This is a genomic window from Spirosoma sp. KCTC 42546, assembly GCF_006965485.1.
GTDB lineage: Bacteria > Bacteroidota > Bacteroidia > Cytophagales > Spirosomataceae > Spirosoma.
Genome location: NZ_CP041360.1, coordinates 3,139,341 through 3,158,372 on the forward strand (window position 1 = coordinate 3,139,341; position 19,032 = coordinate 3,158,372).

The following is a 19,032-nucleotide window of genomic DNA, read 5'->3' on the forward strand; positions in this document are numbered from 1 at the left end:
GCGTCTCTGTGGTTAAAATTTTTATATAGTTCTGCTTAATACGGTTAAACCGCAACTGGCTCTTCTTTTGACACCGGCTTCGATACGGCCCAAAGGCCCAGGAATGTAAACAACCCATTGAGCAGCAATCGCTCAAAGCCAAACTGATACCCCCCAAACCAGGCCGCGGAATTTTCGTTAACAATGTACGTAAGCACGGGCGATACCAGACAGATAAACGGCACAACACGATCCATAACCGGACGCTTGCTAAAAATACCAAACGCATATAACCCCAGCAGTGGGCCATAGGTATAGCCCGCAATATCGAATACGGCCGTAATAACCTCCTTGCTGTTCAGCTGTCGGAAAACGATGATAACAATGTAAAACAGGACCGAAAAGCCAATATGAACGATATGTTTAATCCGCGACCGTTCGGCTTCAGGGCGTTTCTCCACATTCATGAAGTCAACGCAAAAGGAGGTCGTGAGGGCGGTTAGGGCGGAGTCGGCGCTGGCGTAGGTGGCCGCTGTAATACCCAGCAGGAAGGTAATAGCAACGACCAGACCGAGGTGATTCAGCGCCAGTAAGGGGTACAAATCGTCGGTACGGGCTGGAATTTCAATGCCTTCGCGCTGGGCAAAAACGTATAACAGGACACCGAGCGAGAGAAACAGAAAGTTGACGAAAACCAGTGTTATCGTGAACCAGAACATATTTTTCTGCGCTTCGCCAATGTTTTTGCAGGTCAGATTTTTCTGCATCAGATCCTGGTCCAGACCCGTCATTACAATAGCAATGAATGCGCCTGAAATAAACTGTTTGAAGAAGTTCTTCGGATCATTGGCATCCCAATAAAATACCTGCGACATGGGGCTGGCTTTAACAGTTTGGATTAATCCTCCGAAGGATAAACCCAGTTCCTGAGAGATCAAAACAATCGTCAATACCACTGCTGTGACTAGAAAGACGGTCTGGAGCGTATCCGTCACGATAATGGTTTTAACACCCCCTTTGAAGGTATAAATCCAGATCAATCCAATGGTAATAAAGACCGACACTTCGAACGGCACGCCTAATGCATTAAAGAGTGCGATCTGTAAAACCCCGGCGGCTACATAAAGCCGGACGGCTGAGCCAACCGTTCGGGCGAGCAAAAAGAAGCCAGCCCCGGCTTTATACGACCAGAAACCGAAGCGTTTTTCGAGATAGCCATAAATGGAAATCAGGTTCAGTCGGTAATAAAGCGGCATCAGTACCGAACCGATCACAAAATACCCAACAATATAGCCCAGTACAACCTGAAAGTACGAGAAGCCAATTTTGCCCACAGCTCCCGGTACCGAAATAAAGGTAACCCCCGACAACGAGGTGCCAATCATGCCAAAGGCAACTAACCACCAGGGCGACTGCCGGTTAGCGGTAAAAAAAGCATTGGTATCAGCTCCTCGGGCGGTGTAAAAGGAAACGGCAATCAGCATCCCGAAATAAGCTACTAAAATCACTAAAGCGAGGGTGGTGTTCATGAAGAATACGGCAACTTTTCAGGCCAAAATGGGGTTTTCTTAAAGCGGGATAACAGTTTTCAAAACTGCTCGTTTTTCCGTAAATTTGCTAAGTAAACACGCTTTTCGATCCCATGCAACCTTTTGAAGAAAACGACTGGTCGACCCATGTAGATGTACTCGATGAAGTAGTTGAAACCGACGTTCATAACCTCGTGGTTTTCAATGACGAGGTCAATACGTTCGATCATGTTATTGATACATTGATCGATGTTTGTGAACACACGCCCGAACAGGCTGAACAATGCACCCTGCTAATTCACTACAAAGGCAAATGTGCGGTTAAAAACGGTTCTTGGGAAGAGCTCGTACCCATGCGTAACGAGATCTGCCGGCGTGGTATCTCTGCTGAAGTTCTAAATTGAATGTACAATGTATAATGAGTAATGTAGAATGATTGAGCTCATTATTCATTACTCATTATACATTATTCATTAAACAACAAACTCTTGGAATACCCCTCCAAACTCATAGAAGACGCGGTTAACGAGGTGTCGAAACTGCCGGGAATTGGAAAGAAGACCGCACTCCGGCTGGTACTGCATCTGTTAAAACGTGACGAAGACCAAACTGAACTGCTGGCCCAAAGTCTAACGGCCATGCGCACGAAGGTTAAATACTGCCAGAAGTGCCACAACCTCTCCGACCATGATTTGTGTACCATTTGTGCCAGCCACAAACGCGACCAATCGTTGATCTGCGTGGTTGAAGATACCCGTGATGTGCTGGCTATTGAAAATACCGCACAATACAAAGGCCTGTATCATGTACTGGGAGGCATTATTTCACCCGTAGAAGGCATTGGCCCGAGTGATTTGCAAATCGACTCGCTCATAACCCGGCTTCGCGGTTCGGAAAGTGAGCAGGTACGCGAAATTATTCTGGCGATCAGCCCCACAATGGAAGGCGATACAACGGCTTTTTATCTGCAGAAAAAGCTCAAGCCGTTTAACCTCAAAATTTCCACTATTGCCCGTGGTATTCCTATCGGGGGCGATCTTGAATATGCCGACGAAGTAACGCTTGGCCGGAGTATTCTGAGCCGGATTGTGTATGAGTAGTCTCTTTCCCTGGCAGCACACATAGATGCTGTTTGCTTAGGAAAATCTTCTTTCTTTGTGTCCACGACCTTGGTCTGCGAGCCCGATTCGTTGAACATTCGCCCATTTGTAGGGTTTTGATTAACAGACCTAGGTCGCAGACGCTTTTGTTTTCTCCCAAAACCAATCATTCGCATGAATCGCTCCGAGTTTTTGAAACTGGCATTTGGTACATCGGCCAGCCTGATAGCTTTCCGTTCTTTTGGTTTAGCTCCTGCTCAGGCAGAAGGTCCATTCAAACTGGCTCCGCTGCCTTACGACGCTGGTGCACTTGAGCCGCATATCGATAAAATGACCATGGAAATCCACCATGGTAAACACCATAAAGCGTACGTTGACAATCTGAACAAGGCTGTTGCCGGAACCGATATGGCGAAGATGGACATTGACGCACTGGTGAAAAGTGTAACCACGAGCACCCCGGCAGCCGTGCGTAACAACGCAGGTGGTCACTGGAATCACACCTTCTTCTGGAATGTTATGGGACCTAACGCAGGCGGTGCGCCAAAAGGCGCTCTGGCCGACGCGATCAATAAAAAATATACTTCGTTCGACAATTTTAAAACGGAGTGGGGCAAAGCGGCAACTGGCCGTTTTGGTTCGGGATGGGTGTGGCTCATCAAGAATGGAAACGACGTAGAAATCATCTCAACGCCCAATCAGGATAATCCACTAATGGCCCTGGCTGAGAAAAAAGGAACCCCTGTTCTGGGTCTTGACGTTTGGGAGCACGCGTATTATCTGAAATACCAGAACCGTCGACCAGACTACGTAACCGCTTTCTGGAACGTGGTTGACTGGAACAAAGTAGGGAAGAATTTCGGCGCGTAATTTAGTGGGGTAAGTAAAAATAGGTGGAGTGGGTGGAGTAGTGCAGTATGCAATTACTTTCCTCACTCCACTTACTTTTACTTACTCCACTAAATTCATATTTTTGTGGAAATAGTTTTCGTCTATGTTAACCGAAGAATTATACAATGAAATTCCGTCATTAGACTTGGCGGATTTCACCTCAGGTGACCCCGACCGCAAAGCCAAATTCGTGCAGGATTTAGGCCGGGCGTTTAATCAAATTGGTTTTGTCGCTATTCGCAACCATGGCCTCACCGATGAACTGACTAAAAAACTCTATGATTCGGCACAGGCTTTCTTTTCATCGCCCGATAGTATTAAACAGAAATATGAACACCCAGAACTAAGTGGCCAGCGTGGCTACATCGGTAAGGGAAAAGAAACGGCTAAAGGATTTAAAGTTGCTGACCTGAAGGAGTTTTACCACATTGGCCAGCCGGAGCCAGAAGGGGATATGCCCGCTAATGTATTCCCGGAAGAATACCCAGAATTTAGTGAAGCAACCGTAACGGCTTACAAGACACTCGAAAGTGCCGGGAAGCAGCTATTAAGGGCAATTGCACTTTATCTGGAATTGCCCGAAACGTATTTTGACGATAAAGTCCGGAACGGCGACAGCATTCTGCGTGCCTTGCATTATTTTCCGCTCGATCCCGATAAAACGCCAGATGGTGCCGTACGAGCCGCTGCTCATGGCGATATCAACCTGATTACGTTGCTGATGGGTGCATCGGCCGATGGACTTGAAGTGCTCCGACGTGACGGAAAATGGATTGGCATTACCGCCCTGCCCGATCAAGTCGTTGTAAACGTAGGTGATATGCTGGACCGACTCACGAATCACAAATTGAAATCGACGATTCATCAGGTCGTGAATCCACCTCGCGAAAAAATGAATCAGTCCCGGTACTCGATTCCGTTTTTCATGCATCCCCGTGCCGATATGGATCTCACCAGTCTGGAAAGTTGCATTGACGCCCAACACCCCAAAATTTACGTTGATATGACGGCGGGTGAATTCCTGGACGAGCGCTTAATGGAGTTAGGATTGAAGAAGAAATAGTCATTTATCGTCATTAGACGTCATTTGTTGAGCGTTTCCATTAAATGACGTCTAATGACAATGAATGATGCTTAATGACATCCCTTATGCTGCCCTACCTAACGACTACCCAACCCGTGCGACGAATTCGCTACATCATCTTTCTGAAAGATGTGCTGATTCTTGCCCTCACGACGTTTGGTGGTCCTCAGGTGCATCTGGCCATGTTTTACGACCGTTTGGTGCAGAAAAGACGGTACTTGACGGAGGAAGAGTTGCTTGAGTTAAATGCGCTGGGTCAAGTGTTACCCGGCCCAACCTCTACGCAAACGATTACGGCTCTTGGGTTTAAAATTGGTGGGCCGAATTTAGCGTATCTAACGCTGATCATCTGGATACTTCCTGCCGTATCCATCATGACAGCGGCTGGAATCGGGATCTTTTACCTCGAACGGCATAATCTCTCTCTTCAGTTTGCCCGTTTTATTCAGCCAATGGCCGTTGGGTTCATGGTGGTTGCCGGGTATCGGATTGGGCAGAAAGTCATTCAGGATAAAATAAGCCTGTTGCTGGCGCTTACTGCGGCTTTGGTCGGCTATATGTTCCGATCGCCCGTTATGACCCCCATTGTTATTGCGGTAGGTGGGCTTACTACAGCACTGGCCTATCAAAAACAAGCAAGAATGGAAAAACAGCCCCTGCGTGTGCAGTGGGCTAATTTTTTTCTGTGGTTCGGGGTATTTATTCTCGCTGCCGGAATGGGGGCTATCACCCACTCGCTGCCGGTTCGGTTGTTCGAAAACTTTTATCGGAACGGGAGCTTTGTGTTTGGGGGAGGGCAAGTGCTAACACCTATGCTGTATAATGAGTTTGTGGCCTTTAAACACTACCTGACTCGTGAGGAATTTTTGTCGGGGCTTGGGCTAGTGCAGGCGGTCCCTGGGCCTGTGTTTGCCTTTGCCTCCTACATTGGGGCACTATCTATGCGCGATGCCGGTATTCATGGTCAACTATGGGGTGGCTTAGTGTCTACAGCTGGAATTTTTCTTCCGGGTACTTTTCTTATCTTCTTTGTGTACCGGTTTTGGGGACAACTCAAACGCTACCGTGTCGTGCGGGCTTCACTGGGGGGAATCAATGCCGCCAGTACAGGGCTGACAGCGGCAGCAGCCATCGCCCTTTTTGAGCCAATGGCTACTCACTGGCCTTCTGTTGCCATTGTTGTGCTCACAATAGGACTGTTATTATATACGAAGATTCCGCCTTACGTCCTGATCCTGGGAGGTTTGCTGGCGGGGATAGTTTTGTAAAAAAGCGAGCCCATAGGTTAAACGCTTCTTGTTAACCAGCTAAGTACTACCATCAGCTAAGATCAGATTTTAACCACAGAGGCACGGAGAACACAGAGATTAAACAATTAACTATTCGTTTATTAATCTCTGTGTTCTCCGTGCCTCTGTGGTTACTAATTTTGTTTAATTACTTATTGCAAATTCAGTAATGCTTTCAGCTTTTCATAAAAACCGGTATTCGCAAATGTGAATCGTTTGTGTAGGATATAATTACTCAAAAAACTGAGCCCCATTCCTACAATCTGCGATATAAATTTGTTCAGGTGAACCTCCTTTACCGAAAAGGGAATGGTAAAGGTCTGTGGGCCGAAGGTTGCCATTGAATAGTCGTAAAGGAAGGATGCCCCATACACAGTAATCAGGCAGGAGAGTAGAGAGACCAGCGTAAATTTGATGGCTTCACGCTGGGTTTTAGCCGAGTTCTTCGCATTAAAGGCGAAAAGCTTGGTTAGAAAGAAACCAACCAGAAATGCAATTACGTACCCAATTAATAAGGCTTCCTGATAACTGATTAGAAACCAATCCTGAAGTAAACTACCCGCTATTAATTGCAACGAAGCGCCTATGGCAGCAACAATAAAATAAGCTAAAATATCTTTACGGTTAAAAAGCTCACTGGCCATAAATATGTGTTAAGAGGAGAAGAAAGTTAAGGGAAATGCTTGCCCTGGAAGTCTTGCATTTAGACATACCAGATCCCCTCCGAAATCAATTTGTTACGCCCGCCTACATTTAGTTGATAGGTATTTGTTGATATGTCTCCGTCAAGGTACAAATACGATTTTCGCCCCATTTCTCCGTTGCTGTACGCGTTGCTTTTGAAATTTTAATGTGCATTCGTAAAAGTAGTAGCTTAGTGGATGAATTCACTACTTCTCTTTTCACCTCGACTGCTATTCGTTGCCGCTTCCCCAGCTTTGTTACGAGCTGAATTAGTCAGTAACCAGCAATTAGCAAAGGCACTCAATGTAGACATTCCATCAGATTGGCCACCCGGTGAGTATGACCAGGGAGCCATTCAGTTCTTTCTGGATCAACTGCTGATCGGAGGTCTGGAAGCAACGGGTTGGTATGCCTGGTATGTCGTTACGTATCCAACCCCCACAACACCCGCTACATTAGTGGCCAGTGGAGGGTATTTTGGGCCACCTGATACCGAAGGGACCGTCGAAATTGGTTATTCGGTTTCAAGCGAGTGGCGACGGCAGGGAATTGCTACTGAACTAGTGGCAAGACTTGTTGATCATGCAAAACAACAGGCAGGTGTAAAGCGAATCATTGCGCGTACGCTACCCAATAACCAGGCATCAATTGGTGTACTTGCCAAAAATGGCTTCAACCAGATCATTAGTGATGACGCCGAAAAGCTATGCTTTGAGTGGCAACCAGCTACTGCTTAACTAAACGAAATTCTTGTCTTAACTAAACAAGATTCTTGTGGCGTCGTCCAGGATTCTCCGAGAACCTATACCTTACAATTCGTCCGACAGAAATTTTCGAACCGTCTGGTAAGGACGTAATCCCTGTGGTTTTCCATTCGTACCGTTGGTTGGTGGAGTCCCATTACCAGTTATGCGGGGTTCATCAACTCGTTTGCGGCCATTATTGTGAAGCGAGAGCATTTCTTTCCGTAGCTGACGTTGTTCTTCGTCGCTGAGGCCAGTACGTGTAGCCTCTCCCTGTCCATACCCATCATTGAAATTACTGATACGACTGTCGGTTTGGGCCAGTTTTAGTTCGGCCAGAAACTCGTTGAGGTCAGCTAGGATGGATTGCCGTTCTTCTTTTAGTTCGGCGAGATTGGGTAATAAGTCTAGGTTATGCTGCAACACATTTTGCTGTGTCAGTTGATCGGCTAATTGCGTTTCGAGGGGAGCAATTTCTTTGTCCAGGCGCTTCAATCGACGACGTAGTTTCCAGAGTTTTATATCGGCCTGCAACCATCTGAACCAGAACGCAGACAATACGGGTAAGGCAATGCCCAGGCAGACAGCTCCGGCCAACGCAAACAAAATACCGCTGAGTACGAACGATAAAAGTGCCCAGGGGCTATTGACCAACGCCAGATTTAACTCGCTCGATTCGTTAAGTTGTTTCTCGATTTGGTTGAGCGTAGATGAACTGAGCGTTTGTGTGGCAGCGGTTGGATCGGTATTCAACTGAAGCTGCCGCACCGATTTATTAATGGCTGATTTAAGCTGATCTGTCCGATACGCTTCATATCGGAACCAGCCCAGCACTGCTAATGTCAATACTGAAAAAACGGCTAATGCCATCTTAAAGCGACCGTATTTTCGCCCGTTTTTTACGGGATCTTCCTTGTATGGCTGCTCAATAAGTCGGTCATAAGCGGGCTTTAACAAAATCGACACCATGGCCAGACCGACGGCAAATGCCCAGGCCTCATTGGTGTTGCGTATGTTCAGCGCGTAAGCCACGATCTCGTGTGAGATGATCAAATCACCCGCCAGAAATGAAATACCGGCTATCAGAAACAGCAGTCCGGCAAGCAATGAATAATCGGGCGAGGCTTTGGTTCGACGTTCGCGCAGTTGGTCCCGGTCGGCTTCTAAGACCTGCCGGTCGGCTTCCCGTTGACTGATCTGCTTGGCTAAGCGTTCAACCTGTACCGTATGCGCCTGCAAATCGGCAAAGGCCGTTCGATTGGCTTCAGTGGTTTCGCTTAGCTTACATTCGGTATTGGCCAGTTCGGTTCGTTTTTCCTGTATTCGTTCAGAAAGCCAGTCCGTATTGATCTGACTGGATAGATATCCTTCGTATGTTTCCCGGTTTACACCTTCCACACCACTGGTGTAGCCATGCTGGAAGTCGGGGTTGTTAGTTGGCTCCATAATCAATGATAAATTATAAATGATGAATTATGAATGAAAAGCAATAGCGTAAAATTCATCATTCATAATTCATCATTGATTTCCGTTGTTGTTCCGTAAGCCGGTTTCGTAGGCTACGGGCGAGTTCAAACTCACTGATAAATAGATTAACAAGCCCATCGCGTTGAGTGTTCAAACGGGTCATCTCGGCCTGGAGGTGATTCAGGGTTGTTACAATGGGCCACTTCTGTGCCCGAATGCTATCAATTTCCTGGCTTAGGCGCTCAATATCGGCTTCCCATCGGGGTAGATTCTGCAATTTATTGATAGTGAGCCGGTGGTTACTCTGAATACCGGAAACGTCCGTTTGTAGTGACGTCAGGGTGCTTAAAACTAGTTTTCCCGCCAGTAAGAACAGGAAGAATACAAAAACAAACAAGCCAATGGCCTGCCCAACAGCTTGAGAGTGTAATGCCTGCACCAGCACAAAAATAGCTGTGGCTAGCGGTAAACTAAGCTCTTCTACCAATCGTCGGCCAGTTAATCGGGTATCTGTTTCATAAAAGAACGATGTTCGGCCAAACAAATTGAACATCCCGGCTATAAATACGCCAACGGCAATCCACCGATTGGCAAAAACGGGGCGCAGTGTTTCGTCAATCAGATAGAAGTTCCCAATGCACAATACGACTGATAAAGCCAGACTGACCACATGCCGAACCAGATTGTTAGAAACAGGCTGCGTATCGTGCAGATCGCTGATTTGGTTACGAAGGGTTATAATTCGATTCTCACGTTGCTCGATAAACAAATTGAGTTCACCGATTTTTTCGGTATGCTGCTCAATTTGCTCGTCGAGAGGGGCGGATTGCTGACCAAAATACGCCCGAATCTGGGCCAATTTACCATCCGGACGGGCATCCGAAAGTCCGAACAGTACACCCTCATCCCGGAGGCTTTCTTCATCAGCCAGCCAAGTTGGAAGAGGGTCTGTTCTTGTAAGAAAAGGGGAAAGCACTAAAGGTAATGGTTCAGAGGACGATTGTTCCCGTAAACCAGGAGGTTGGGATACCACTCTGGTAAGAGGAGCCTCTATCGTAGCCGTTGGCGCAGGCAATGAAGTCGTACGAGTGAAAAAAGAACGGAGTCGGTTGGTAAGCGTCATTTATCGAAATCCGAAAGAGAATTAGTCCGCCGGAACAGGTTGTTAAAGCGAAAACGGGCGTAAATACGCGAATAGTACCCCATTGATGCAAGTAACAAGTGATGGATGGAGAATATTTCTGTCAGGAGTTTAACGTTGATTTACTTACTGAAGGGAAAATATGGTAGACTGTTTGCTCGATTCCACCAGTTATTTATTCCCCTTAGTTCCACTTCGTATTGATTGGTAGTTTCGTGCTGTAATTCTCAATCAAAGCTGTCCTGATTAAACCCATCGTTAATCATGAAGTTCCCGGCTGGTGACCTGTTTATCTTCATTTTTTTTCTGATAGGAGTCCTGTTTATAAGTATTGCCTATTATCTCTATTACAGCCATCAACAGTTGGTTCAGCATGGCGTTGCCACCAAAGGTGTTGTCATTGATATGCATCGAATGAAACCACGTGAGTATCCGATGGCGCCTTCCATACGCTATCATATTCGTGATGGGTGCGAGTTAGTATTCCACAGTTCGGAAGGTAGAAATCCACCCGCTTATGAGATTGGCGATGAAGTAACGCTGTATTATGATCCGGCCAAGCCAGAAAACGTCCAACTGGATGGTGACTATCTGATGGTGTATGTTATGGGTGGCATGGGAGCTGTGTTTCTGCTCTTATCGATTTGGAGCGTTCCCGAGTCTACGGTTGCCATCTGGAAATGGCTGTTTACTCGATAGTAGAGAGATTACCGTTGCAGAAATATACGCTGTAGGGCACCCCAGAGCCGCTTCTTTAAATTTTGATCGGCTTCAATCGTTGGTAAGGAATCGGCCATTAGAAAGGTAATACCCTCAAACCGGACCGGCGAATACCGATCCATCATAATGTCGAGGTTAATCCGCTCAAACGGCACGCCAAAGGTAATAAAGTGATTGATGTACTTGCCACGTAGCAACTCCGGGAAATCCATATCCCGAACACCATGCAAATTGAGCAAATCAACGCCTTCAATATTTAGATTGACAGCTTTCAGAATTTTCTCTAAAAACAACAAATTACTGGGGTCCAGCTCTTCATCGGCCAGTAGGAGAACCTTATGATTGAGTTGTGGCAACCTGGCTTGCTGAATAGGTGGCACGATGGCAGGCGTAGTTGGTCGGGGAGCGGGTTCGGGTAACGGTTCCGGTGTGTGAATTAGAACGACAGGTTCTGGTACGGGTGTAATTAACACGGGTGGAACTTGGGTGATGTCAGCTACTACGGGTTCAATAACCTTAACAGAGTTAGCCGTCAACGCGTCTAATTCCGTTAATAAATCAGACGTATTAGCCTCTTCCAGGTGTAAATAAATAGCCTTATCAGCCACCGCTGGCTCTTCCAATACTTGACTACTTACCGCCCACGATTCGTTAGGCAGCCGGTAAATCGAGTCAGTCTGATATAACGTGTGGTAAAAATTCTTTGCTGACATGGCTCAGGCTGATTGTTCGCCAAAAATACGCAAAAAAGCCGCCCCAATTTCGCAATAAACCGGGGGATCGTAACTACTGGATCGTTGGATTACCTAGACGCTAACTTGATTCTCCCGGGTCGAAAACTTGAACAAGTCGTAAATGAAGCAGTAGCGCGTTACACAGCCAATGGCGAGAATGAACGAGAGCGTACTAAAGAGATAAACAACCAGGGTAGGCAAAAGCCCCAGCAGACAGGGGACAAGCAAGTCTACAATTAAAATAGCTCGCACAAGCTGGTCAACAAAACTGACATTTTTTTTGAATAGCATACATGAAGGCAGTTACAAGAGGTCGGTAGGTAAACATACGTATAATATTTTGATTACCAGGGTATTTACACAAAAAGAGCACTCGTGTATACGAGTGCTCTTTTTGTGTATAATTAATCGGCGTGCTTAGGCAATTACGGCCCGACGATGAATAATGGCTTCGCGATCGGGGCTGGTTGAGATAAAATTGATCGGTAAGCCCAACGTATCTTCCAGGAAGTAAACGTACGTGGCCAACTCAGCGGGTACATCTTCGAACGAACGGATATTCGTTAGGTCGGCCTGCCAGCCTTTGAACGATTGATAAATAGGCGTCACATCCGTATCACAGAGATCATATGGCATTTGTTCCGTAGTGGTGCCATCTGGAAGTTGGTAGTGGGTACATACCTTAATTTCGTCGAAGATATTCAATACATCCACCTTCATCATGACCAATTGGGTTACCCCATTAATCATAATGGCATACTTCAGCGCAGGCAGGTCGAGCCAGCCGCACCGACGCGGACGACCCGTTGTGGCACCAAATTCGCGACCTTCTGCCCGGATACGCTCACCCGTTTCATCGGAGAGTTCGGTAGGGAAGGGGCCACTTCCTACGCGGGTGCAGTAGGCTTTGAAAATACCATAAACTTCGCCAATCTGACGAGGAGCTACGCCCAGACCCGTGCAGGCTCCGGCTGTCATCGTGCTGGAGGAGGTTACAAATGGGTACGAACCGAAGTCGATATCGAGCAGTGAACCCTGAGCACCTTCGGCCAGAATCTTCCTGCCACTTTGTATGGCATCATTAACGGCGTATTCACTATCCGTTAATTGGAACTGCTTCATGAACTCGACTGCGCCAAAAAACTCAGCTTCTGACTGGGGCAGTACCGACGCATAATCGAAGTTGTTCTGCTCCAGAATTACTTTGTGAATGGCTACCAGTTTATCATACTTTGCCCGAAAGTTTGGCGACTCAACATCGCCTACGCGCAGACCCAGGCGGGCCACTTTATCCTGATAGGTTGGACCAATTCCGCGCAGGGTTGAGCCAATTTTCGACTCACCTTTTGCCTGTTCGTAAGCGGCATCCAGGAGTCTATGGGTTGGTAGAATAATAGAAGCCTTACGGGAAATCTGTAGATTCTGTGTTAAGGAAAGGTTGTATTTCGCCAGCCCGTCGATTTCTTTTTTAAACACAATCGGGTCGAGCACTACGCCATTGCCGATGATGTTGAGAATATCGTCGCGAAAAATACCGGACGGAATCTGGTGTAGTACGTGTTTCAGTCCATTGAATTCGAGGGTGTGTCCAGCATTTGGGCCCCCCTGAAAACGGGCTACAACCTGATATTGTGGAGCCAGTACGTCCACAATTTTACCTTTACCTTCGTCGCCCCACTGGAGGCCTAATAAAACATCGATCATTCTTGAATGAGCCGCTAACGCGGTTATAGTTATACTGATTCTCTACTCTGAGTGGCATTAACAAACGTCTCCGGCCATATCTCCCGAAATGTAAATGCGCTGGGGCCTGGTCCGGTTGTATTCAGGAACTCAAGCCGTTCTTTCGCTTCCTCAACCGTTGGTACATGACTTACCGGAATCCACCACAGCACAGTCATTAGCTGATCCGGTTTCTCGAACCATTTCTTCCGGTCTTTCATAACCGCAGTATGCATACTTTTAAAGACGAAGTTCTGCAACGATTCTAGCGACTCCCAAACCGACATATTGACGATGATTCGTTCGTCATCGAATGGGCGAAGGCTGGTAGCATCATTCCCATCGCCTGTTAATCGCCAGATAAATCCCGTACTTGACTCGGCCAATTTATTAATCGTATCGAGTTGCGCCACAAAATCAGCCATAATAGGATGATTGATATCGGGGGCCAGCATTCGGGAGATATTTAGTTGAGCAAGCGGCATACAGTCAATCTCATACCTGAAAATTACTCTTCCATTACCATGCCTACAGCCTGGGTTTCTTGCTGACCTTCCTTTTTGTTCTCACAGAAATCGCGTGCGCAGGAGCCGTAGAAAATCAGAGAGTGGTGCATGACGTTGAATTTCAGCATATCGCCCACCATGTTCTGAATATTCTGAACGCGTGGGTCACAGAATTCCATTACTTTATGGCAGTCGGTGCATATCAGGTGATCGTGCTGACGGAAACCATATGATTTTTCGTACTGGGCCAGATTTCGGCCAAACTGGTGCTTGGTCACTAAGTCACAGTCAACCAACACGTCTAAGGTGTTATAGACTGTTGCCCGACTAACCCGATACTTCTTATTCTTCATGGAGATATACAACTCATCCACATCGAAGTGGTCTTGCCGATTATAAATCTCTTCAAGAATGGCAAAACGTTCAGGCGTCTTTCGCAGGCCTTTTCGTTCGAGGTAAGCCCGAAAAATCATTTGGGCTGCCTCTAAATTCGTTTGTGTCGGCGCAGGCATATCCGGTTCCGATTAAGTGAAAGTACAAAGGTAGATGTTTATGGTTTGAAGTTTATAGTTTGATGTTTGAAGTTTGTTCACACTGGCCTAATCATCAGGCCTTGTTTCAGTCAACTTCAAACTTCAAACTATAAATTTCAAACTGTCTCATTAAGAGTCGAATCGCACAACCTCAAACACGCCCTGGACGCGCTCAAGTTTATGCATCAGAATTTCGAGGTGGCCCGTATCGTGGACGTAGAGTCGAATGTTGCCTTCAAAAATACCGTCTTTTGAATCAATGGCGACGGAGCGCATGTTGATATGCAACTCGTTACTAATGACCCGGGTCACATCGTTGATTAAGCCTACGCGGTCAGTACCGGTAATGCGAAGGCCCGCCAGAAACGCCAGTTCTTTCTGGGATGTCCATTTAGCCTTGATAATCCGGTTGCCATGATTCGACATCAGCTCGACGGCGTTCGGACAGGTAACCCGGTGAATTTTAATGCCTTCGTTAATCGTAACAAACCCAAACACATCGTCGCCCGAAATGGGGTTGCAACATTTTGACAGCGTGTAGTCGATCTTATCCATGTCCTCACCAATGAGGAGCATATCGGCGTCGGCCCGTTCGCCGTGAATTTTCTTAAGTTCTTTGACAAATGCCTTGGCGTCAGGCAAGGCATCGGTATTGAGCTTATTAGTACGGTTTTCTTTGGCTTCCTTATCGGACTTGAATTTCTTAAGTTCAGCAACATCGATATGACCTTTTCCAACCCGATAAAAGAAATCATCCGTTGTTTTAGAGCCGAAATAAGCCCGTAACTGGTTGATCACCTCGTTGGTCATCTCAATTCGAAGTAAGCGTAACTTTTTGTTGACCAGCTCACGGCCATCGGTCACGTAGCGCTTATTCTCCTCCTTAATTAGGTCTTTGATCTTGGTCTTGGCCTTTGAGGTAACGACAAAGCGAAGCCAGTCTTCGTTTGGTTTTTGCCGGTTTGAGGTAATGACCTCTACCTGATCACCATTTTGCAGGACGTAACTCAGCGGTACCAGGGTATTGTTAACCTTGGCCGCCATACACCGAGCCCCAATCTGGGTATGAATATCAAAGGCAAAATCAAGTGCCGTGGCTCCGCGTTGCAATACCTGAAGATCACCTTTGGGTGTAAAGACGAAGACTTCTTCACTGTATAGATTGCTTCGAAAATCGTCAACGAACTCAATGGCTGCTTTTTTGTCGCCACTGCCTGCCGACTCGATCATGTCACGAACCTGACTAATCCAGGCTTCAATACCGGCACCGGTCTGCGTATCATTGCCTTTGTATTTCCAGTGGGCTGCGTACCCTTTCTCGGCAATGTCATTCATCCGCTCGGTCCGAATCTGAACTTCAACCCATTGCCCCAAACGACTCATAACCGTTGTGTGTAACGACTCATAGCCATTGGTACGTGGCGTACTGATCCAGTCTTTCAGGCGGTCGGGGTTGGGTTTGTAGTGGTCCGTTACGATGGAATAGGCTCGCCAGCAAGCGGCTTTTTCTTCTTCGGGTGGAACATCCAGAATAATACGGACTGCGAACAGATCGTAAATTTCCTCGAAGGGCTTTTTCGATTTGTTAAGCTTGGTCCAGATTGAGTAAATGGACTTGGGCCGACCTTTAATGACGTATTTAATACCTGTTTCGGCAAGGTCTTTCTCAATTGGTTCGATAAAGCGACCAATAAATCGGTCGCGGGCAAGTCGGGTCTCGCGTAATTTTTTGGCAATGTCCTTGTAGGCCTCCGGCTCAACGTGCTTCAGATACAAATCTTCCAGCTCCGATTTAATCGTGTACAGACCCAGGCGGTGTGCCAATGGCGCATAGATGTAAATCGTTTCGGAGGCAATTTTCAATTGCTTATCGCGGGGCATGGAGTCCAGCGTTCGCATATTGTGGAGCCGGTCAGCAAGCTTAATCAGAATCACCCGGACGTCGTCTGACAGCGTCAGCAGCATCTTTCGGAAGTTTTCAGCCTGCTGTGAGGAGCCGTATTCAAAAAAGCCCGAAATCTTGGTTAGTCCGTCAATAATCCGAGCTACTTTGGGTCCAAATGCCCGGTCAATATCGGCAATCGTAGTGTCTGTATCTTCAACAACATCGTGGAGGAGAGCGGCAACGATACTGGTGGTGCCTAAGCCAATTTCTTCTACAGCAATCTGTGCAACAGCCAGTGGATGGTAGATATAGGGCTCTCCTGACCGACGACGCATGTTCTTGTGAGCCTCGGCTGAGGTATTGAACGCCTTTTTAATCAGCTTGGCGTCATCCCCCTTCAGCATTGGTTTTGCCGCCCGCAATAGCCGCCGGTAGCGTTTCAGGATTTCCTGTCGTTCCAGTTCTAAATCAATTGTGGGTTCAGCGCCAGGTCGATGTTCGACTGCATTCATCATAGGTGGTGTCTTTGGTTGGGCATTACCCGTCGGTTGTACTCGTACTACCAAGATAACAAAATAATAATCGAAAATAGAGCCAAGATGAGCTAAAAATAAAACCTTCTATAAAATTCCTTGGAGAGTTGAAAAACTTTCGTACTTTTGCACTCCGAAACCAGTGCATAATGTAAAATGCATGATGAATAAGGGTTGTACAGCCACTGTACATTATTCATTCTACGTTGTTCATTGACGGCTACCTGCGGGCGTGGCGAAATTGGTAGACGTGCCAGACTTAGGATCTGGTGCCGCAAGGCATGGGGGTTCGAGTCCCTCCGCCCGTACAAAGTTTTGAATGAGTGATTGAGTGAATGAGTGAATTGTAATTTGTCGCATTGACTAACATTCGCTCAATCTCTCATTCGCTCATTCACCATTTTAAACCGATACAAACGTGGATATTACCCTCGAAAAAGCCAGCGATACCAATGCTTCGCTGAAGATTACCCTAACTCCAGCCGACTACAAGCCAGAAGTTGATAAGAAACTGAAAGACTACGGTCGTAAGGTTCAGTTAAAGGGATTCCGTCCTGGCCACGTACCCGCTTCGCTCGTGCAAAAGATGTACGGTAAAAGCATTCTGGTCGATGAGATCAATTCTATGCTCAGCAAGACGGTTAGTGACTATATCCGCGAAAATAAATTGCAGGTTGTAGGCGATCCCGTTCCAAATCGCGATGAAGCGGATGCTATCGACTGGGACAACCAAACCGATTTTGCGTTCAGTTATACACTGGGTCTGGCTTCGGAATTCGATATTGATTTCAGCGATCTGCCAAGTGTAACAAACTACGAAATTCAGGCGGGCGAAGCTGAAATAGATTCAACCATTGCTGATTTACAGGAGCGTTTCCACGCGCATGCACATGGAGAGGAAGTTAGTGATGGCGATACCATTTATGGCGAACTGAAGCAGACAACTGGCGAAGGTGAATTATTTTCGGCCAAGACTGCATTCCCGATGAACCAGATGGCAGAAGATGCCAAAGGTCAGTTTGTGGGTAAGAAAAAAGGTGACGTTGTTACGTTTGTACTGGAGCAAGCATTCCCGGATGAGAAATCCCGTGCTAACGCTACCGGTGTGAAAAAAGAAGAGGCTGCTGAACTAACTGGTGAGTTCACCTTTGCCATTGACGACATTACCCGTCATGAGCCGGCCGAACTGAATCAGGAGTTTTTTGATAAAGTGCTGGGCGTAGGTGCTGTTGAAAATGAAGAACAATTCCGCACGAAAGTGGCCGAAATTATTCGGAGCAACTATAGCCGTGAATCGGACCAGCTGTTGCGTTTAGATATCGAGAAATCATTGATCGAAAATACCCCAATTTTGCTACCTGACGAGTTCCTGAAAAACTGGTTGATGGAAGTAAATGAAGGGAAGTTCACCCCTGAGCAAATTGACGAGCAGTACGACGACTTTACGAAGTCGGTTAAACTACAGCTCATCAAAAATAAAATTGCTGACAAAGCCGACATCAAAGTTGAATTTGAAGAAGTGCTGAATGCTACCCGTCAAATGGTACGTGAGCAGTTCGGTTTTGCCGGTAGCGAAGATGAGGAGATGAACAAAACCATTGACCGCATCGCCCGTAACTACCTAATGGACGAAAAGAACAATGGACAGAATTACACGAGTACCTTCAATCGGGTATTTGACGATAAAGTAATTGGTTATGCCAAAACACAACTAACTATTGTATCGCAGGAGATCAGTGTCGACGAGTTTAAGGCACTGGTTGAGAACCGGTAGTTGATTCTCGTACTGTAATAAAAGAGGCCCGGTCTTTTCAGATCGGGCCTCTTTATATTTAATTCAGATGGAGTAAATAGGGCTCGGCTTCCTGAATAGCCCGACCAAGCTGTCGTTTTAAATAGATTCGCTGATCGTCGATAAATAGAGCGAGCTCATTGTCAAACTCGCCGGTGAAAAAAGACCCATTGGCAAAATAGCCGGTCCCCTGATTAAAGTAACGATTCAAGCGTTGCGTAGTTAACTGCCCGGCCAAATCGGCAATGGACACTGGTAAACAGGCACGCATCCATTCTACTAATGAGGTGATATCCTGAATCTTGCCGGATACACCTACACCCTCATAAAAATCGATTCGGTGGCCTAACTGCTGCGATTGATTCAGCAACTCGTCGCTGACCATGATTAGTTCGGCAAAAGCTACTTTCCAGGAACCCGTATCGAGTGAAGTTGGATCGAATAAGGAAGACTCAAGAAGCTGATGTGCCCGATTTAGCCGTTGCTTAATCTGATCAGCCGTGTATAAACTAGTTGATGTATTCATAGGATAAGGGTATTTGATTACGGGCGTCGGTCCTGAATCAGACCTGTCCTGATGGATTTGTCGGGTCTGTGATCCTGGATAATGACTGGGCGAAACGTCCGGTCGGACAAATCACCCCAACCAATCTGTTGAATCATCCTAACGAAGTTGCTAATGAGTTTTTGAACCATTTTT

Annotated in this window: 20 protein-coding genes and 1 tRNA gene; 9 read left to right on the forward strand and 12 right to left on the reverse strand. The window is 46.7% G+C overall.

Features of this window, described 5'->3' with window-relative positions; translation table 11 throughout:
- Positions 1–44: 44 nt before the first annotated feature.
- Complete coding sequence (locus EXU85_RS12675; protein ID WP_142772432.1) at positions 45–1,508, reverse strand: sodium:solute symporter; 1,464 nt, start codon at positions 1,506–1,508, stop codon at positions 45–47.
- 113 nt (positions 1,509–1,621) lie between these two features.
- Between EXU85_RS12675 and EXU85_RS12680 the strand changes: the two genes are divergently transcribed.
- The 5 genes from EXU85_RS12680 (at position 1,622) to chrA (ending at position 5,851) form a co-directional block, all read left to right on the forward strand.
- Complete coding sequence (locus EXU85_RS12680) at positions 1,622–1,912, forward strand: ATP-dependent Clp protease adaptor ClpS (RefSeq protein ID WP_142772433.1); 291 nt, start codon at positions 1,622–1,624, stop codon at positions 1,910–1,912.
- Between the two features lie 84 nt (positions 1,913–1,996).
- On the forward strand, positions 1,997–2,608 hold the full coding sequence (gene recR, locus EXU85_RS12685) for a recombination mediator RecR (protein WP_142772434.1): 612 nt from the start codon (positions 1,997–1,999) through the stop codon (positions 2,606–2,608).
- A 174-nt stretch (positions 2,609–2,782) separates the two neighbouring features.
- Positions 2,783–3,478: a superoxide dismutase gene (locus EXU85_RS12690; protein ID WP_142772435.1), complete on the forward strand. Its 696-nt coding sequence runs from the start codon at positions 2,783–2,785 to the stop codon at positions 3,476–3,478.
- A gap of 124 nt (positions 3,479–3,602) precedes the next feature.
- Positions 3,603–4,562, forward strand: a complete 960-nt coding sequence (locus EXU85_RS12695) for an isopenicillin N synthase family oxygenase (RefSeq protein ID WP_142772436.1) — start codon at positions 3,603–3,605, stop codon at positions 4,560–4,562.
- Between the two features lie 86 nt (positions 4,563–4,648).
- Positions 4,649–5,851 (forward strand): chromate efflux transporter, encoded by a 1,203-nt coding sequence (chrA, locus tag EXU85_RS12700; protein WP_142772437.1) that lies wholly within the window; start codon positions 4,649–4,651, stop codon positions 5,849–5,851.
- A gap of 173 nt (positions 5,852–6,024) precedes the next feature.
- On the opposite strand, the gene EXU85_RS12705 is transcribed toward chrA, so the two are convergent.
- Positions 6,025–6,516 carry a GtrA family protein gene (locus EXU85_RS12705; RefSeq protein ID WP_142772438.1) on the reverse strand — a complete coding sequence of 164 codons (492 nt, stop codon included), beginning with the start codon at positions 6,514–6,516 and terminating at the stop codon, positions 6,025–6,027.
- A 237-nt stretch (positions 6,517–6,753) separates the two neighbouring features.
- Here EXU85_RS12705 and EXU85_RS12710 point away from each other — a divergent pair, with 237 nt between their 5' ends.
- Positions 6,754–7,293, forward strand: a complete 540-nt coding sequence (locus EXU85_RS12710) for a GNAT family N-acetyltransferase (RefSeq protein ID WP_142772439.1) — start codon at positions 6,754–6,756, stop codon at positions 7,291–7,293.
- Positions 7,294–7,365: 72 nt separating this feature from the next.
- Here the strand turns inward: EXU85_RS12710 and EXU85_RS12715 are convergent, their stop codons facing one another.
- Together EXU85_RS12715 and EXU85_RS12720 are read right to left on the reverse strand one after the other, a co-directional pair.
- Positions 7,366–8,745, reverse strand: a complete 1,380-nt coding sequence (locus EXU85_RS12715) for a LapA family protein (RefSeq protein WP_142772440.1) — start codon at positions 8,743–8,745, stop codon at positions 7,366–7,368.
- A 58-nt stretch (positions 8,746–8,803) separates the two neighbouring features.
- Positions 8,804–9,889: a hypothetical protein gene (locus EXU85_RS12720; RefSeq protein ID WP_142772441.1), complete on the reverse strand. Its 1,086-nt coding sequence runs from the start codon at positions 9,887–9,889 to the stop codon at positions 8,804–8,806.
- Positions 9,890–10,171: 282 nt separating this feature from the next.
- Here EXU85_RS12720 and EXU85_RS12725 point away from each other — a divergent pair, with 282 nt between their 5' ends.
- Positions 10,172–10,606 carry a DUF3592 domain-containing protein gene (locus EXU85_RS12725; protein WP_142772442.1) on the forward strand — a complete coding sequence of 145 codons (435 nt, stop codon included), beginning with the start codon at positions 10,172–10,174 and terminating at the stop codon, positions 10,604–10,606.
- An 8-nt stretch (positions 10,607–10,614) separates the two neighbouring features.
- Here EXU85_RS12725 and EXU85_RS12730 read toward each other — a convergent pair whose 3' ends face one another.
- The 6 genes from EXU85_RS12730 to EXU85_RS12755 form a co-directional block, all read right to left on the reverse strand.
- The gene (locus tag EXU85_RS12730; RefSeq protein ID WP_142772443.1) at positions 10,615–11,340 is read right to left on the reverse strand and encodes a hypothetical protein; all 726 of its coding nucleotides are present in this window, start codon (positions 11,338–11,340) and stop codon (positions 10,615–10,617) included.
- Positions 11,341–11,433: 93 nt separating this feature from the next.
- Positions 11,434–11,652, reverse strand: coding sequence for a YgaP-like transmembrane domain (locus tag EXU85_RS12735; RefSeq protein ID WP_142772444.1), 219 nt, complete (start codon positions 11,650–11,652; stop codon positions 11,434–11,436).
- A 126-nt stretch (positions 11,653–11,778) separates the two neighbouring features.
- The gene (locus EXU85_RS12740; protein WP_142772445.1) at positions 11,779–13,065 is read right to left on the reverse strand and encodes an adenylosuccinate synthase; all 1,287 of its coding nucleotides are present in this window, start codon (positions 13,063–13,065) and stop codon (positions 11,779–11,781) included.
- 29 nt (positions 13,066–13,094) lie between these two features.
- On the reverse strand, positions 13,095–13,568 hold the full coding sequence (locus EXU85_RS12745; RefSeq protein WP_142772446.1) for a DUF3291 domain-containing protein: 474 nt from the start codon (positions 13,566–13,568) through the stop codon (positions 13,095–13,097).
- Positions 13,569–13,591: 23 nt separating this feature from the next.
- The gene (locus EXU85_RS12750) at positions 13,592–14,101 is read right to left on the reverse strand and encodes a Fur family transcriptional regulator (RefSeq protein WP_142772447.1); all 510 of its coding nucleotides are present in this window, start codon (positions 14,099–14,101) and stop codon (positions 13,592–13,594) included.
- A gap of 150 nt (positions 14,102–14,251) precedes the next feature.
- Positions 14,252–16,522, reverse strand: coding sequence for a bifunctional (p)ppGpp synthetase/guanosine-3',5'-bis(diphosphate) 3'-pyrophosphohydrolase (locus EXU85_RS12755; protein WP_142772448.1), 2,271 nt, complete (start codon positions 16,520–16,522; stop codon positions 14,252–14,254).
- 244 nt (positions 16,523–16,766) lie between these two features.
- Here EXU85_RS12755 and EXU85_RS12760 point away from each other — a divergent pair.
- Positions 16,767–16,848, forward strand: a tRNA-Leu gene (locus tag EXU85_RS12760).
- 110 nt (positions 16,849–16,958) lie between these two features.
- Complete coding sequence (gene tig, locus EXU85_RS12765) at positions 16,959–18,314, forward strand: trigger factor (RefSeq protein WP_142772449.1); 1,356 nt, start codon at positions 16,959–16,961, stop codon at positions 18,312–18,314.
- A gap of 58 nt (positions 18,315–18,372) precedes the next feature.
- Here the strand turns inward: tig and EXU85_RS12770 are convergent, their stop codons facing one another.
- Both EXU85_RS12770 and EXU85_RS35330 read right to left on the reverse strand, forming a co-directional pair.
- Positions 18,373–18,858: a hypothetical protein gene (locus EXU85_RS12770; RefSeq protein ID WP_142772450.1), complete on the reverse strand. Its 486-nt coding sequence runs from the start codon at positions 18,856–18,858 to the stop codon at positions 18,373–18,375.
- Positions 18,859–18,875: 17 nt separating this feature from the next.
- Positions 18,876–19,028, reverse strand: a complete 153-nt coding sequence (locus EXU85_RS35330; protein ID WP_168207782.1) for a hypothetical protein — start codon at positions 19,026–19,028, stop codon at positions 18,876–18,878.
- Positions 19,029–19,032 lie beyond the last annotated feature (4 nt).